The 14337-nt window shown below is 71.0% G+C and carries 13 protein-coding genes and 1 tRNA gene; 4 read left to right on the plus strand and 10 right to left on the minus strand.

Annotated elements, in window-relative coordinates; genetic code table 11:
* Nucleotides 1–96 precede the first annotated feature (96 nt).
* The gene (locus tag ACZ53K_RS15880) at nt 97–654 is read left to right on the plus strand and encodes a hypothetical protein (RefSeq protein ID WP_468836222.1); all 558 of its coding nucleotides are present in this window, start codon (nt 97–99) and stop codon (nt 652–654) included.
* Between the two features lie 75 nt (nt 655–729).
* Here the strand turns inward: ACZ53K_RS15880 and ACZ53K_RS15885 are convergent, their stop codons facing one another.
* The 4 genes from ACZ53K_RS15885 to ACZ53K_RS15900 all read right to left on the minus strand — a co-directional run bounded on the left by ACZ53K_RS15885 (nt 730) and on the right by ACZ53K_RS15900 (nt 3137).
* The gene (locus ACZ53K_RS15885) at nt 730–1872 is read right to left on the minus strand and encodes an SPFH domain-containing protein (protein ID WP_468836225.1); all 1143 of its coding nucleotides are present in this window, start codon (nt 1870–1872) and stop codon (nt 730–732) included.
* A 14-nt stretch (nt 1873–1886) separates the two neighbouring features.
* Nucleotides 1887–2138: a hypothetical protein gene (locus ACZ53K_RS15890; RefSeq protein WP_468836227.1), complete on the minus strand. Its 252-nt coding sequence runs from the start codon at nt 2136–2138 to the stop codon at nt 1887–1889.
* Nucleotides 2139–2201: 63 nt separating this feature from the next.
* The gene (locus ACZ53K_RS15895; RefSeq protein ID WP_468836230.1) at nt 2202–2912 is read right to left on the minus strand and encodes an alpha/beta hydrolase; all 711 of its coding nucleotides are present in this window, start codon (nt 2910–2912) and stop codon (nt 2202–2204) included.
* Between the two features lie 24 nt (nt 2913–2936).
* Entirely contained in the window at nt 2937–3137 is a 201-nt protein-coding gene (locus ACZ53K_RS15900) for a hypothetical protein (RefSeq protein ID WP_468836233.1), read from the minus strand.
* 23 nt (nt 3138–3160) lie between these two features.
* On the opposite strand from ACZ53K_RS15900, the gene ACZ53K_RS15905 reads away from it, so the two are divergent.
* On the plus strand, nt 3161–3730 hold the full coding sequence (locus ACZ53K_RS15905) for a hypothetical protein (protein WP_468836235.1): 570 nt from the start codon (nt 3161–3163) through the stop codon (nt 3728–3730).
* Between the two features lie 1415 nt (nt 3731–5145).
* On the opposite strand, the gene ACZ53K_RS15910 is transcribed toward ACZ53K_RS15905, so the two are convergent.
* The 3 genes from ACZ53K_RS15910 to ACZ53K_RS15920 form a co-directional block, all read right to left on the minus strand.
* Nucleotides 5146–5219: transfer RNA gene (locus ACZ53K_RS15910), tRNA-Pro, on the minus strand.
* A 12-nt stretch (nt 5220–5231) separates the two neighbouring features.
* Complete coding sequence (locus ACZ53K_RS15915) at nt 5232–6047, minus strand: Pr6Pr family membrane protein (RefSeq protein WP_468836238.1); 816 nt, start codon at nt 6045–6047, stop codon at nt 5232–5234.
* Between the two features lie 92 nt (nt 6048–6139).
* Nucleotides 6140–7078 (minus strand): metallophosphoesterase, encoded by a 939-nt coding sequence (locus tag ACZ53K_RS15920; protein ID WP_468836241.1) that lies wholly within the window; start codon nt 7076–7078, stop codon nt 6140–6142.
* A 172-nt stretch (nt 7079–7250) separates the two neighbouring features.
* On the opposite strand from ACZ53K_RS15920, the gene ACZ53K_RS15925 reads away from it, so the two are divergent.
* Nucleotides 7251–7715: a GatB/YqeY domain-containing protein gene (locus tag ACZ53K_RS15925; protein WP_468836243.1), complete on the plus strand. Its 465-nt coding sequence runs from the start codon at nt 7251–7253 to the stop codon at nt 7713–7715.
* 239 nt (nt 7716–7954) lie between these two features.
* Here ACZ53K_RS15925 and ACZ53K_RS15930 read toward each other — a convergent pair whose 3' ends face one another.
* Nucleotides 7955–10156, minus strand: coding sequence for a transglycosylase domain-containing protein (locus tag ACZ53K_RS15930; protein WP_468836245.1), 2202 nt, complete (start codon nt 10154–10156; stop codon nt 7955–7957).
* 622 nt (nt 10157–10778) lie between these two features.
* Here ACZ53K_RS15930 and ACZ53K_RS15935 point away from each other — a divergent pair.
* Nucleotides 10779–11171 carry a WhiB family transcriptional regulator gene (locus ACZ53K_RS15935; RefSeq protein ID WP_468836247.1) on the plus strand — a complete coding sequence of 131 codons (393 nt, stop codon included), beginning with the start codon at nt 10779–10781 and terminating at the stop codon, nt 11169–11171.
* Nucleotides 11172–11724: 553 nt separating this feature from the next.
* Here the strand turns inward: ACZ53K_RS15935 and bagB are convergent.
* Nucleotides 11725–13230, minus strand: coding sequence for an ATPase BagB (bagB, locus tag ACZ53K_RS15940; RefSeq protein WP_468836250.1), 1506 nt, complete (start codon nt 13228–13230; stop codon nt 11725–11727).
* Complete coding sequence (gene bagA / locus ACZ53K_RS15945; RefSeq protein WP_468836253.1) at nt 13227–14222, minus strand: ATPase BagA; 996 nt, start codon at nt 14220–14222, stop codon at nt 13227–13229. The genes bagB and bagA overlap by 4 nt, the downstream gene beginning before the upstream one ends.
* Between the last annotated feature and the right edge of the window lie 115 nt (nt 14223–14337).

Raw genomic sequence — 14337 nt, forward strand, 5'->3', positions numbered from 1 at the left:
CCCGCAGCCGTGGGCACCGCTCCAGGGCCCGGCCCGTCCCAGAGAACCCGTCCGCCGCACCGCCACCCACCCCTCTCCCCCGAGGGAGGAATCCCCGTGTCCCACGCCACCCTCGCCCTCGGCGCCACCGCGCTCTTCGCCGCCGGCTGCGTCTGGTACCTCCCCGCGGCCGCCGCCCTGCGCGCCGGCCCCGACCGCCCGTACTCGCACCGCATCGCCGCCGCGTCCTGCGTCACTTTCTGGTCCACGCCCGCGCTGGTCGCCGTCCTGCTGCTGACCCCGGCCCCCTGGCCCGCGCTCGGCGCCGTCATCGCCGCCGGGGCGCTCACGGCCGCGGCCCTCCTGCTCGTCGCCCGCCTGCAACGCTCCCGCGAACAGCACGAGGAGACCCAGCGCTGGACCACCCTCCACCAAGGCCGCCCCGACGCCCCCGAGCCCGCACCGCCACGCAGTCCGGCCCGCGCCCAACTGACGTTCTTGCTCTACCTGTTACCCGGCAACATCGTCGCCTCGGTGATCGCCGCCACCGTCCTGCTGACGGCGGACAGCCTGACCCGGCAGAGCGCCGTCACCGCGACCATGACCGCCGTCGGCATCTCCGCCGCTTCCCTGGCCGTCGCCGGGACCCGCGCCCAGGCCGGCCGGCGCCACTGATCCGTACCGGTGGGCGGGTGGGTACGGCGCGTGCCCGCCCGCCGGTACGACCCCGCCCCCCACTTGCCGACGCGCTTACTCGATCTCCACCCGCCCGCTGCCCTGCTCCGGCACCCGCCCGTCAGCCGAGCCCTCCTCCGGCGCCCCCAGATTGCGCCGTACGGAATCCAGGATCGTCAGCCCCTGCCCGACCAGCCCGGCCGCGATCTCACCCAGCCCGTCCGCGCCGTTGAGCACGTTGACGTTGGCGCCGGAGAGGCCGGCCGCGGCCTCCTTCACGATCTGCGGGAGCTGGTCGATCAGCATCCGGTCCAGCGCCACCCGGTCGTACGACGCGGCGGCCTCCGCCTGGATCTTCATCCGCTCGGCCTCGGCCACGGCGAGCACCCGGATGCGCTCCGCGTCCGCCTCCGCGGGCTTGACGACCTCGGCCACCAGCTGCTGCTGGCGCAGCTGCGCGGCCCGTTCCGCCAGTTCGGTCTGCGCGTCCAGCACCTCCTGCTGCGCGTGGGCCTCGGCCAGCGGCCCGGCCTGCGCGGCTTGGGCCTGCGCACGGTCCACCTGGGCCGAGTACTCGGCCTGGACGACGGCGGTCTGCCGCGCGTACTCGGCCTGCTTGCGCGCCGCCTCCTGCTCCGCCTCAGCCGCGGCCTGCGTGGCCTGCGCCTGCGCGATCTGCGCCTGCCGCTGGATGGCCGCCTTGTGCGGGGCGGACATGGCGTCGATGTAGCCGGTGTCGCCGTCGTCGATCGACTGGATCTGCAACGAGTCCACATGCAGCCCGATCTTCGCCATCTCGGACTTCGAGGTGTCCAGCACCTCGGTGGCCAGCTTCTGCCGCTCGGTGACGATCTCCTCGACCGTCATCGACCCGATGATGGACCGCAGGTGACCGGCGAAGATCCGGCCGGTCAGCACCGACATCTGGTCCTGGTCGGAGAGGAACCGCTGGCCCGCGTTGACGATGCTCTCGGTGTCGTTGCCGACCTTGAAGGCGATCACGGCCCGTACCGTCAGGGCGATGCCCTGCCGGGTCACACAGGTCTCGACGACCTCCGACTCGCACATCGCCAGGGTCAGGAAGCGGGTCTTGCGGAAGACCGGCAGGACGAACTTGCCGTGGCCGGTCACGACGCGGAACGGCGCACCCCCGAGCCCACGCCTGCCACCCGAGATCAGCATCGCCTCGTCGGGGGCGGGAACGCGGTAACCGAACATCCTTCGTCGTCTCCTCAACCGGCGTCGCCGGTGTCACCGGCCAACGCGTCCAATGGATCGGCCCATCTGATCACGTCGACCTGGCGACTGCCCCGGGACTCGACCACGAGCACGGCCGTCCCCCGCGGCAGGGGATCGTCGGACCAGGCGAGGAACGTCTCGGTCCCACCCCTGACACTCACCAGGACCTCACCGGGCCCGGCGGCGCCACGGGTCCCGAGAACCAGCTCCCCGGCACAGCCGATCACTGCCTCGTCCGGCATCATCGGCGGCCGCCCCCTCGTCCCTCTGGCCTGCGCTCCGACCATAGCGTCCCACGGCGTACGGCCCTAAGACCGCGGCGCCGTACGCCGCGACTTCCTGACGTCCGTCAACCAACGCTCCGGCAGATGGTGGGGGCGCGTGTGTCTCCCCGGGTGGGCGAGCATGGCCGCCCAGGAACGTTCCAGCCGCGCCCGGCCGGTGAAGCCGTCCGTGCCCACCAGGAGCAGCGGCCGATCCACCCCGTCCCGGGCGACCGGAAGCAGGTCACCGGGGCGCCCGGCCGCGTCCGGCGCCTGGTCGAGGAAGCCCTCCCAGTCGACCGCCGCGCCGATACGGGGGTCCTCGTACAGCGCCTGGGCGGCCGCGGTGCCACCCGCCGAGTGCCCGTACACACCCACCCGTCGCAGGTCCAGCGCATACGCCAGCCCCTCCGGTACGGGCCGCCCCGCCGCGTCAGAACCATGCCCGGCCGCCAGCTCCGCCAACCGGTCCAGCACGAACCGCAGGTCGGCGACCCGCGTCGCGATCATCGTCCGGAACTGCTCCGAGACCGCCCGGGGGTCCCCCCGGAACACGGTCGTGCGCACCAGCTCCCGGCCCTCCCGCGCCACCGGGAACTCGACGGCGAGCGCGTCCCCCGGGTGATTGACGGTCACCACCACCCACCCGTGGCTCGCCAAGTCCTCGGCCACGGAGGTATTGAGCGCGCGCGGATCAGCGCCGCCAGGACTGTGGAGCAGCACCGGCCGCCGCACGCACTGCGCGGGCGCGTCCACGTACGCATGGGTCTTGGTGGCCGCTCAGTCCACGCCCGTACGCGGCAACTCCGGGCGTACCTGCGGCGGGAGCGGCGCGCCTTGGACAGCCCGCGCCGGATAGAACACCGTGACCAGCACTTCACGTACGGCGATCGCCTCCCACGGATCCGCCCGCTTCTCATCGACCAGATACAGCGTGGCCGCCCCGACCGGATGCACCCCGGTGGGCGCCGGCAACCGCACGCCGGGCGCCCCGCTTCCTCGACGTGTTCAGCGACTCGCTGGAGGAGGGGCTGGACACCGTACGGGCCACCCGGCAGGACGTGCTCCGCTCCGAAATGCGGCGCGTGTACGAGGGCAGTACGTGCCCGCCACCGCCCTGGATCCGCGACCTGTACCGCGACGACACCGACGCCTGGAACCTCCTGCGAAGGGCCCATAACACGGCCTTCGAAACGCTCCTGCGCCCCGTGTGGCCACTCGTACAGGACCTCCACCGCGCCGAGTTCACCCGCCACGCTCTGACCATCACCTACCCGGCCGGCCCCGGCCTCCCCCTCCCGCGCCCCGACGCGTCCGGCCCGTCCGCCCCGCTCGACCCATCCCAAGCGCTGGCCGCCGTCCTCGGCCGCACCCGCACCGAAATCCTCGTCCTCCTCGCCACACCCCACACCACTACCGGCCTGGCCCGCCGACTCAATGTAAGCAACGCCACCGCCTCCGCCCCCGCGGCGGCCCTCCGCGGCGCCGGGCTGCTCACCACGACGCGCGACGGCCGGTCCGTACTCCACCAACGCACGGAGCTGGGAGCACTCCTGACCCGCCATACGCAGTGACTACCCGCCATGCCCCAAAAGCTGTGCGGCCGACCACCCCCCGCAGGCCCGCCCCCACCCACGCTCACCCGCAGACCAACTCACCCTTACCACCCCAAGCCGCCCCCACCTCCCCCAAGGGGAAACGTCGTTTCCTCTTTCTGGCGATCACCCGGAAACGGACCATCATGAGACCAGGGCAACGCAACGTGATGCGGTCACCCGATCGGGCGCAGACCCATGCCGTACGCGCCAGGGGGCGGGGCGGCGGGATGCGCACGGGGGACAGCGGTGGCACATCACGCTGCCAGGTGCCCACGGGGGCGAGGTAGCAAGGCTCGGCGGAAGACCCATCCTCTTCCGCCGAGCCAAGCCGGGAGGGCCGTCACCGCGGCGGTCGACCGGCACCCAGTCGCAGCGGCCGGAGCGGAGCACCGCCACCCATGGCACCTCCCAGATGGGTGGCGTTGCAGTCGCGCAGCCGTTCAACCGAACGGATCGGGAAAATGAAGAAAAGCATGGTGCAGAACGGCCGCGCGCATTCCCTCACCCCGGCCCCCGGCCCGGACAACTCCACCGCCCGAGACACCCCGCCAACAGCTCCCTTGAGCCTGCTCCCACACATCACCTCGACTGCCATCGAGACCGCACTGGACAGGCTGCTGAAAGACCCCGCCATGCGCACAGATGCCGGCCGGGCACTGTTGCAACTTCTGAGAATGCAGGCCACGGGCGACGAGCGCAGATGGCAGCACATGGCCGCGGCCGTCCCGAGGCACCGCGTGGACACAGTGGCACGAGCCGCACGAAGCTGCGCCGAACAGTGGCTCCGCTTCGCCGCCGAAGTGGAAGCAAACCGCCATAGACGAAGGCGGCAGTAATCCTGGCCCCGCAGCGGCTCACGAATGAGCCGAGCTGCGATGAGAGATTGAGGGGGCGGGCGGGATATGCAGTACGGGGGTGTCGCCCGCCCCCTCATCCACTGCGCAACGACCGACGCGATAAGCCGCGTTGTGATCGCCGCCTCGCCGATCCCATCGGATCAGCAGGCGGCACAGCTGCGCAATCCGGCAAGTCTCTGCCCCGGCCCCGTGCTCAGGCGGCAGGCTGCTCAGCCGCGCTCTGCCGCGCTCATCCCTGTACCGCTCGTCGGCACACACGTTGGTCTGCGGGGCGAACGAAGCGACGAAGCGCGGTGACTCAAGTGGCAGCAGGAGGCACCTACTGCTCCCCTGGCCCCGCCGGAAACGTGTCCTGGCTCACTGCATTGCGTGCTCTGGAATTCCTCGGCACGCGTTCCCCTCGGGTGTCGCTGAGGGGGACCCGACAGGCGAGCTCCAGGACTGGCCCCCTGCGTGGCTCCCAAATGAAAGCGAAACGAGTCAGGGGCCCGACCCGCTCTAGCGGATCAGGCCCCTGACCTGGTGTTCCTTCAGTCGGGGTGGCGGGATTTGAACCCACGACCTCTTCGTCCCGAACGAAGCGCGCTGCCAAGCTGCGCCACACCCCGAAGCAACGAGCTCTACTTTAGCGGACCGATCCCCATAGGTGAAATCCGGTTCTCCGGGCGACGCGGTTGGGGCCTGACCTGGTCGATCGCGACGAGGATCAGGGCGAGGGCGTAGAAGGCGGAGCCGAAGATGAGGGTGTTCAGGGCGATGCCGGCGTAGCCGTGGAGGTCGACGTCGAGGAAGGGGTACGGGTAGCGGCCCTCGGTGCCGGGCGAGAGGAGGGCGCCGCGGATGAGGGCGAAGGGGAGGTAGAGGAAGGGGTAGGCCAGCCACAGTCCGGCGTAGCGCCAGCGGAAGCCGCGGGGGGCGGTGAGCAGGAGCCAGTCGAGGGCGGCGCCGATGGGGGTGACGGTGTGCAGGAGCTGGGTGGAGACGGTGCGGACGGCGTCGTGCTCCGGGGTGCCGGTCATCGAGAAGCTGTTGGAGTCGTTGGTGAGGACCAGGTGGAAGACGAGACCGGTGATGGCTATGTACAGGAGGACGCCACCGCTGATCCGCGTGGAGATCGGGGGGCGGGCGGCCCAGGCGCGGTAGGCGGACCAGGCGAAGAAGACGGCCACGGCGATGTTCGTCTGGACCGTGAAGTAGCTGAAGAGCCGGCCCAGGTCCGGAGTGATCGCGATGTCCAGGACCAGGCCGGTCAGGGCGGCCAGCGCGATCAGCAGGCGGAAGGCGGCGGCCAGCGGGCGTCGGACCGGTGGCACGACCGCGGAGGCCGGGGTCTGGGCCGAGGCGGCCGCCGCTCCCCGGGCGTACCGGGTGGAGGCGTGGGACGTGGCCTGGGGTGGGCGGGAACTGGGGACGCGAGCGCTGGTGGGGTCGATCATCCCCCCACGCTAGACGGGAGTGGGGGGTGATGCAGAGCGTGTGTGCGAATTGAGGGGAGGAGCGCCGCCCTGCAGAGGGCGGGGCCGGGGGATCAGTTCCGGGGGGTCAGTGTGAGCAGCGTCGCCTCCGGGGGGCAGGCGAAGCGGACCGGGGTGTAGCGGTTGGTGCCGCAGCCCGCGGAGACGTGGAGGAAGGAGGTGTGGCCGCCCGTGGTGTGGGTGGACAGGCCCTTGACCCGCTGCGTGTCGATGTCGCAGTTGGTGACCAGGGCTCCGTAGAAGGGGATGCAGAGCTGGCCACCGTGGGTGTGGCCGGCCAGGACCAGCGGGTAGCCGTCGGCGGTGAAGGCGTCCAGGGCACGCAGGTAGGGGGCGTGTACGACGGCCAGGGAGAGGTCGGCGTCGGGCTCCGGGCCGCCGGAGACCATGGAGTAGCGGTCCCGCTTGATGTGCGGGTCGTCCAGGCCGGTCAGCGCGATCTCGAAGCCGCCGGCCGAGCCGTCCAGCTTCAGGCGGCCGCGGGTGTTGGTGAGGTTGACCCAGCCCGCCGTGTCGAAGGCGTCGCGCAGGTCTTCCCACGGGTTGTGGACGACGCCGACCGCAGGGGCGTTGCCGTTCAGACCGTGCCGCTTCTGGGCCTTCTCGATCAGGTAGCGGGCGGGATTGCGCAGCTTTGGACCGTAGTAATCGTTCGAGCCGAAGACGTACGCGCCCGGGAACTCCATGAGCGGGCCGAGCGCGTCCAGCACCTCCGGGATGCCTTCGGTGTCGGAGAGGTTGTCACCGGTGTTGATGACGAAGTCGGGGCGCAGCCCGGCCAGCGACTGGAGCCAGCGCTGCTTCTTGCGCTGGCCGCTGACCATGTGGATGTCGGAGACCTGGAGGACACGCAACGGCCGCATGCCGGGCGGCAGTACGGGCACGGTGACCCGGCGCAGTCTGAAGGAACGGGCTTCGAATCCGGCGGCGTAGGCCAGGCCCGCCGCACCGGCCGCGGCGATGGACAGGGGGACTCCGTAACGGGCGCGCATGGTTCCCATCGTTGCAGAGGGAGCGGGGGTGCCGCCCATCGGTGCGTCGGTGGCCGGCTGCGGAGGGGGGAGGAGGCCACGGAAGGCCGAGGAGGGCCGGGGAGGTGCTCGGGCCGCTTGCCGGTGGGTAATGGTGAAGCGTCCGGCGCCGCGTACGGGCATACTCGACGTCATGACCACGCTCAAGTCGAAGCTGCAGGACGACCTCACCACGGCCATCAGGGCCCGTGACGAACTGCGCTCTTCCACCCTCCGTCTCACCCTGACCGCCGTCCAGAAGGAGGAGGTCGCGGGAACCGAGGCGCGCGTGCTGTCGGACGCCGAGGTCGAAAAGATCATCGCGCGGGAGGCGAAGAAGCGCCGGGAGGCCGCCGAGGCGTTCGACAAGGGCGGCCGCGCCGAGTCGGCGGAGCGGGAGCGCGCGGAGGGTGAGGTGCTCGCCGAGTACCTGCCGAAGCCGCTCTCGGACGAGGAGCTGGAGAACATCGTTGCCGAGGCCGTGGCCGAGGCGAAGGCCGGCGGCGCCGAGGGGCCGCGGGCCATGGGCGCCGTCATGAAGATCGTGAACCCGAAGATCGCGGGCCGGGCCGAGGGCGGCCGGGTGGCCGCGGTGGTCAAGAAGCTGCTCGCGGGTTGAGGGACTGAAGGACTGAAGGACTGAGGGACTGAGGGAGGGGCGAGGGGAGGGAAGGCGCGGGGCGGAGGTCCCAGCCGGGCGTTTCCCCCGCCTCCCGTACGGAAGGGGCGCCCCACCGTCTGGTGGGAGCGCCCCTTCACAGTTCCTGCTCGCAGTCCCCGCTCGTATCTCCCGCTCGGAGTTCCCGCTCGCAGTCCCCGCCCCTCTGCCTGCCCGCGCCGAATCAGTCGCCCGCCGCGTCAGTCGCCCGCGCCCCCGAAGAGCCCGGGGAAGCCGGGGATGTCCCAGCCGCCGCCCGGCTTGTCGTCGCCGTGCCCGCCGCCGTGGCCGCCTCCGCCGGGTCGGCCGTGGCCGCCGCCACCGCCGTTCTTGCCGTCGCCCTTGTCCTTGCCGGAGTCGCCGAGCGGGACGGTGGGCAGGGTCGGGGCGGGCTTGCCGGACAGTGCGCCCGACATCGCCTCGCGCCAGATCGGGCCGGGGGTGTCCGCGCCGTACACCTTGTCGTGGAAGGTGCCGCCGATGGTGATGTCGAACATCCGGCGCTTGTGAGCCGGGTCACCCACCCACACCGCGCCGGCCATGTTCGGGGTGTAGCCGGTGAACCAGGCCGCGTACCGGTTGTCGGTGGTGCCGGTCTTGCCCGCGCTGTCCCGGCCCTGGAGTCCGGCCTGCTTGCCCGTGCCGTCCTCGACCACGCCCTTGAGCAGGGCGTTGATGGTCTTGGCGGTCTTCTCCGACATCGCGCGCCGGCAGCTGGTCTTCGGCACTGTCAGTGCCTTGCCGGAGGCCTCCGTGATCGACTCGATGGCGACCGGCGAGCAGGCGACGCCCCCGTTGGCGAAGGTGGCGTACGCGCCGGCCATGGTCAGCGGGGACACCTCGGGGGAGCCCAGGGCGATGGACGGCTTCTGCTCCACCGGGTTGCCGTTGGACCGCTGGATGCCCATCTTCTCGGCCATCTTGACGACCGGGCAGATGCCGATGTCGCTGATCATCTGCACGAAGTAGGTGTTGACCGACTTCGCGGTCGCCTCCTTCATGTCGTACGGGCCGACCTCGGAGGTGTTCTCGTTCCCGACGACGTCCCGGCCCGTCCACTGCCCCGTGCAGGTGGGGACCGGGCTGGGGTACGGCATCTTGTACGGCGACGAGTACGACTGGTCCGGGCTCTTGCCCGCCTCCAGAGCCGCCGCCGCGATCACCGGCTTGAACGTCGAGCCGGGCTGGTAGCCCGCGCCGCCGCCCATCTTCTGGTTGACGGAAAGGTTCATCTGGGTCTGGTTCTGACCGAAGCCGTACGGGCGTGACTGGCCCATGCCCAGGATTTTTCCGGTGCCGGGCTGGACGATCGTCGCCGCGGTGGCGACCGGGTCGTTGGCGTAGACGCGGCCGGTGACGGCCGACTGGATCGACCTCTGGGTCTGCGGGTCGAGCGTCGTACGGATCGTCAGGCCGCCCTGGTTCCAGCGCTTGCCGCGTTCCTTGCGGGTCTTGCCGAAGGCCGGGTCGTTCAGCAGGACCTCGCGGACGTAGTCGCAGAAGAACCCGGCGCCCGAACCGGCCGTGATGCAGCCGTTCTTGGGCCGGCTGACCTTCAGCTTGATCGGCTTCTTGGCGGCGGCGTCGGCCTCGGCCTGCGTGACGGCCTTGGTGTCGGCCATCCGCTGCAGCACGGTGTTACGGCGGCGCTGCGCCTCCTTGGGGTCGTTGACCGGGTCGTACCGGCTCGGCGACTGCACGATGCCCGCCAGCAGCGCGGACTCGTCCAGGGTCAGGTCCTTGGCGTGCTTGCTGAAGTACCGCTGGGAGGCGGCTTCGACGCCGTAGGCCTGCTGCCCGAAGAAGGTGATGTTCAGGTAGTTCTGCAGGATCTTGCGCTTGCCCAGCTCCTCCTCGACCTGGATCGCGTACTTCAGCTCCTTGACCTTGCGGCCGATGGTCTGCTGGGTGGCCTGCGCGACCTTGTCCGGGTCGTCGCCGGCCTCCTCGACGAAGACGTTCTTCACGTACTGCTGCGTCAGCGTCGAGGCACCCTCGGATACGCCGCCGGACCGCGCGTTCTTGTTGAGCGCGCGCAGGATGCCCTTCAGGTCGATCGCGCCGTGCTGGTAGAAACGCGCGTCCTCGATGGCGACGATCGCCTTCTGGACGTACGGCGACATGTCCTTCAGGCCGACCACGGTGCGGTCGCGCGAGTAGACCTTGGCGATCTCGCCGCCGCTCGCGTCGAGGATGGTGGTCCGCTGGCTCAGCGGTGGAGTCTTGAGATTGGCGGGGATTTCGTCGAATCCCTCGACCGATCCCTTGGCCGCGAGTCCCAGCGCGCCGGCGGCGGGGAGGGCCAGGCCCGCCAGCACCGCTCCGGCCAGCACGCTGACACCCAGGAATTTAGCGGCCTGCTGGGTCTTGGTCAGACCCCCGCCGTCGCGCTTCTTACCCATGAGGGCAGCCTAAGCCCTCGGGTGTCACGTGCTGAGGGAGCGGGGCGTAGCGGGGCGCGGCCGGGCCGTCCGGACAGTCGGGGGAGGGGGTGGAGGAGGAGGCAGGGGGGCGGGAGCGATGAGGGTGAGGGCGGGTGGGGATTCGAACGTGCGGGTTGGGGGCTGTGGCTCCGGGAGGGCGTCGGTTGCGTTTCGATGCCTCCGGGGGGGCTTCGCACCGGCGACCGGCCGCTACGACTTCATGATGTAGCTACGTTCTCAATCGCCGGACAGGGGCGCATCTGTTCGTTTAACCTGATCCCGTCCGGCGCGGCCGAGGGATCACGCCGGTTCGTCAACCCCACCTCCGTGCGCGAAGCCTGTCCCGTACGTCCCCCTCTGTTGCAGTGAATCCGTTGTGGCAGTGGCGAACTGCCCCATGGTGCCGGGAACGTGGCGTATGCCACCGGCTCACTCCGTTGGGTGATCTGCCTCGTACGCATAGTCCGTTCGGGCCATTCAAGATTGGGCCCGAAGGGGGTGTTGCGCCCTGCTCGCCTTCCGTAACGTCCTCAACTGGCAACGGTGAATATGCCGCTTGCCGCCGTGGGGGAGCCTCGATTCGGGAGAGGACGGCGCCAGCATGAGCTGGGTAACCGACTGGAGTACACAGGCAGCCTGCCGCACCACCGATCCGGACGAGCTGTTCGTTCAGGGCGCGGCCCAGAACCGTGCCAAGGCGGTCTGCACCGGATGCCCGGTGCGGACGGAGTGCCTGGCCGACGCCCTGGACAACCGCGTGGAGTTCGGAGTCTGGGGCGGCATGACCGAGCGCGAGCGGAGGGCGCTGCTGCGCCGCCGCCCGACCGTCACCTCGTGGCGCCGGCTGTTGGAGACGGCGCGTACGGAATACGAGCGCAGCACCGGCATCCTGCCCGTGGACTGTGAGGACGACGAGACGTACGAGAACACCTACGACAACGCGTACGGCAACCGCTACGACGGTACGTACGAGGACTACGCCGCGGTTGGCTAGGCGGTTGTAGCCGTCTGCCGTAGGCCGGGCGGTCCGCGGGTCAATCCGACGCGGACCGGTGTGGCTGGCATGCGGATGTGATCGGCATGCGGACGGATGTGGTCCGGTGCGGTCGGCTTGCGGCCCGGTGTGGGCCGTGGGTGCTTCCGGCGCGGGCTGCGGCCGTGCGTGAGCATGCCGAGGACGGATGCAGTCGTGCCGCGGGCGTCCGAGCTGGGGCCGTCTGAGCTTGTGGCCATGTGAGCCGTGGCCGTGTGAGCTCTGGTCGTACGGGTGTGCTCGGTGCGGAGTGGCCGGTGCTTGGCTCCTCCATGCCTGACTCTCCCCCGTGGCTGGCTTCCCCCATGCCTGGCTCTCCGGCACCGGTTCCGGGTTTTGCCGTGTCCCAGGGCTCCGAGGCCGTGTCGGCGTTGGTCCCTTGGCTCTGTGGCCTCTTGGTCCCTGTACGGGCCTTTCGGCCCCTGTGGCGGCCCGGTGCTGACCGGTACGGCGTGCGGCCCGGTTCAGTCCTCGTCAGCTCACCTCAGCGGCCGCCAGCCCTCGCCAGCGCGCGTCAGTCTTCGGTGTGCTGCCGCTGTCGGTCGTCCTCGCGCGCCGGTTCCTGTACGGCGAGGCGGTCGCCGATGGCCCGCAGGCCCGCCAGGTCGTGCACGTCGCCGGGCAGCGCGGCGATCTGCGCCACCGGGACCTCGGGATGCAGCGCGGTGAAGCGGTCGCGCGTACGCCGCTCGCGTGCCAGTACCTGCATCCGCTCGGCGTGCAACCGCAGCAGCCCGGCGGCGAGCCGCGCCGCCGACGGGGTGTCGTCAGTTGTTCGTGGGTCCGCCGCGGCGGGGGAGTGGCCGTCGGCGGTACGAGAATCAGCCTTCCCGTCCGCTAGATCCACAATGCCGTTCCCGCCAAGATTTTCAGACCGGCCGTCGGACGGCTTCCCCGCACCCGGTGTGTGCCCGTCGCGCGGGCCGTCACCCGGGCCGTCGGCCGACGCATCGTTCGGTGCGTCATCCGAGGTCTCATCGTCCTCGGAGGCGGCCCGGTCGCGGTCCAGGAGGGCCTCCGCGGCGGCCAGTGCCCGTTCCGAGCTGAGCTGGGCGGCGCCGCTGCCGTGCACCCGGTTCAGGACGAGCCCGGCCAGCGGCATCTGCTCGGCGGCCAGCCGCTCGACGAAGTACGCGGCCTCGCGCAGCGCGTCCCGCTCCGGCGCCGCCACGACGAGGAACGCGGTGCCGGGTGCCTGGAGCAGCCGGTACGTCGCATCCGCGCGCGTACGGAAGCCGCCGAACATGGTGTCCATGGCGGCGGCGAACGTCTGCACGTCTCGGAGCAGTTGACCGCCCATGATCTTGCTGAGGGTGCCGGTCATCATCGACATACCGACATTGAGGAACTTCATGCCGGCCCGCCCGCCGGCCTTCGCGGGCGCCATCAGCACCCGGATGAACTTGCCGTCCAGGAACGACCCGAGGCGCTTGGGCGCGTCCAGGAAGTCGAGCGCGGAGCGGCTGGGCGGGGTGTCGACGATGATCAGGTCCCACGCGTCGCGGCTGCGCAGCTGGCCCAGCTTCTCCATGGCCATGTACTCCTGCGTGCCCGCGAAACCGGCCGACAGGGACTGGTAGAAGGGGTTCTCCAGGATGGCGCGGGCCCGGTCGGCGTCCGCGTGCGCCTCGACGATCTCGTCGAAGGTGCGCTTCATGTCCAGCATCATGGCGTGCAGCTCGCCGCCCGCGCTCTCGTCGACGCCCTTGACCCGGCGGGGAACGTTGTCCAGCTCCGAGATGCCCATCGACTGCGCCAGCCGGCGGGCGGGGTCGATGGTCAGGACGACGGCCTTGCGGCCGCGCTCGGCGGCGCGTACGCCGAGGGCCGCGGCGGTCGTGGTCTTGCCGACGCCGCCGGAACCGCAGCACACGACGATGCGGGTGCGCGGGTCGTCAAGCAGCGGGTCCACTTCGAGGAGCGCGGCGGGGGAGTCCAGCGCGCCGTGCCCGGAGGCGGGCTGCGCGGTGCGCCGGGACGGTGCGGCGCTGTCGTCCCGGGTGCTTGCGTCCGCGGTCATATGGGCCCCTGTTTCCGCAGGTCTCGCGCGAGCCGGTACAGCCCGGCGAGGTCCACTCCCTCGGGGAGCAGCTCCAACTCGTAACTGGGCAGGTCGAGTCCGGCCAGCTCGGCGTGCCCGGCCCGTTCCAGGTCGACGCGCTGCGCGTGTTCGCGGGCCTCTTCGAGGAGCGGGTCGATGAGCCCGTCGGCCCACTTCACACCGGCCGCGCCACGGCGGCCGCCGCGCAGGCCCGCCTCGGCCAGCGCCTCGGCGATGCCCCGGCGTGCCCCGTTGGCGGCGATGTCGACCTCGCCGGTGTCCAGCACCTCGGGCCGGGTCATGTTGATCACCACGCCGCCCACCGGCAGCCCGGCGGCGCGCAGCTCCGCGACGCCGTCCACGGTCTCCTGGACGGGCATCTCCTCCAGCAGCGTCACCAGGTGGACGGCCGTTTCCGGCGACTTCAGGACCCGCATCACGGCCTGCGCCTGATGGTGGATCGGGCCTATCTTCGCCAGGCCGGCGACCTCGTCGTTGACGTTCAGGAAGCGGGTGATGCGGCCGGTGGGCGGGGCGTCCATCACCACGGCGTCGTAGATGAACCGCCCGCGCTTGTCCTTGCGGCGCACCGCCTCGCACGCCTTGCCGGTCAGCAGGACGTCCCGCAGTCCGGGCGCGATGGTCGTGGCGAAGTCGATCGCGCCCAGCTTCTTGAGGGCGCGGCCCGCGCCGCCGAGTTTGTAGAACATCTGGAGGTAGTCCAGCAGCGCCCGCTCGGCGTCGATGGCCAGCGCGTACACGCTGCCGCCATCGGGCCCGGGCGCCACCGCGATCTTGCGTTCCTCGTAGGGAAGCGCTTCGGTCTCGAACACCTGGGCAATGCCCTGCCGGCCCTCGACCTCGACCAGGAGGGTACGGCGTCCCTCGGTGGCCAGGGCGAGGGCGAGGGCAGCGGCGACCGTGGTCTTGCCGGTACCGCCCTTGCCGCTGACGACATGGAGCCTGCTCACGCCAAGGAGCCTAACCAGTCCGGTGGCGGGCTACGCACGGGACCGGCGTCAGGTTGTGCGCCGGGGGCGTGAAACAGTCACGACACGCGGTGTGCGGGGCGCCCGCGCCGTACCG

Source organism: Streptomyces sp. NPDC033221, from assembly GCF_055577005.1.

What these genes read in the sequence shown, in the direction of transcription:
- bagB (WP_468836250.1), bottom strand. Translation starts at nt 13,230, where the DNA reads ATGACCGCGGACGCAAGCACCCGGGACGACAGCGCCGCACCGTCCCGG.
- ACZ53K_RS15885 (WP_468836225.1), bottom strand. Translation starts at nt 1,872, where the DNA reads ATGTTCGGTTACCGCGTTCCCGCCCCCGACGAGGCGATGCTGATCTCG.
- ACZ53K_RS15890 (WP_468836227.1), bottom strand. Translation starts at nt 2,138, where the DNA reads ATGATGCCGGACGAGGCAGTGATCGGCTGTGCCGGGGAGCTGGTTCTC.
- ACZ53K_RS15930 (WP_468836245.1), bottom strand. Translation starts at nt 10,156, where the DNA reads ATGGGTAAGAAGCGCGACGGCGGGGGTCTGACCAAGACCCAGCAGGCC.
- ACZ53K_RS15920 (WP_468836241.1), bottom strand. Translation starts at nt 7,078, where the DNA reads ATGCGCGCCCGTTACGGAGTCCCCCTGTCCATCGCCGCGGCCGGTGCG.
- ACZ53K_RS15925 (WP_468836243.1), top strand. Translation starts at nt 7,251, where the DNA reads ATGACCACGCTCAAGTCGAAGCTGCAGGACGACCTCACCACGGCCATC.
- ACZ53K_RS15935 (WP_468836247.1), top strand. Translation starts at nt 10,779, where the DNA reads ATGAGCTGGGTAACCGACTGGAGTACACAGGCAGCCTGCCGCACCACC.
- ACZ53K_RS15915 (WP_468836238.1), bottom strand. Translation starts at nt 6,047, where the DNA reads ATGATCGACCCCACCAGCGCTCGCGTCCCCAGTTCCCGCCCACCCCAG.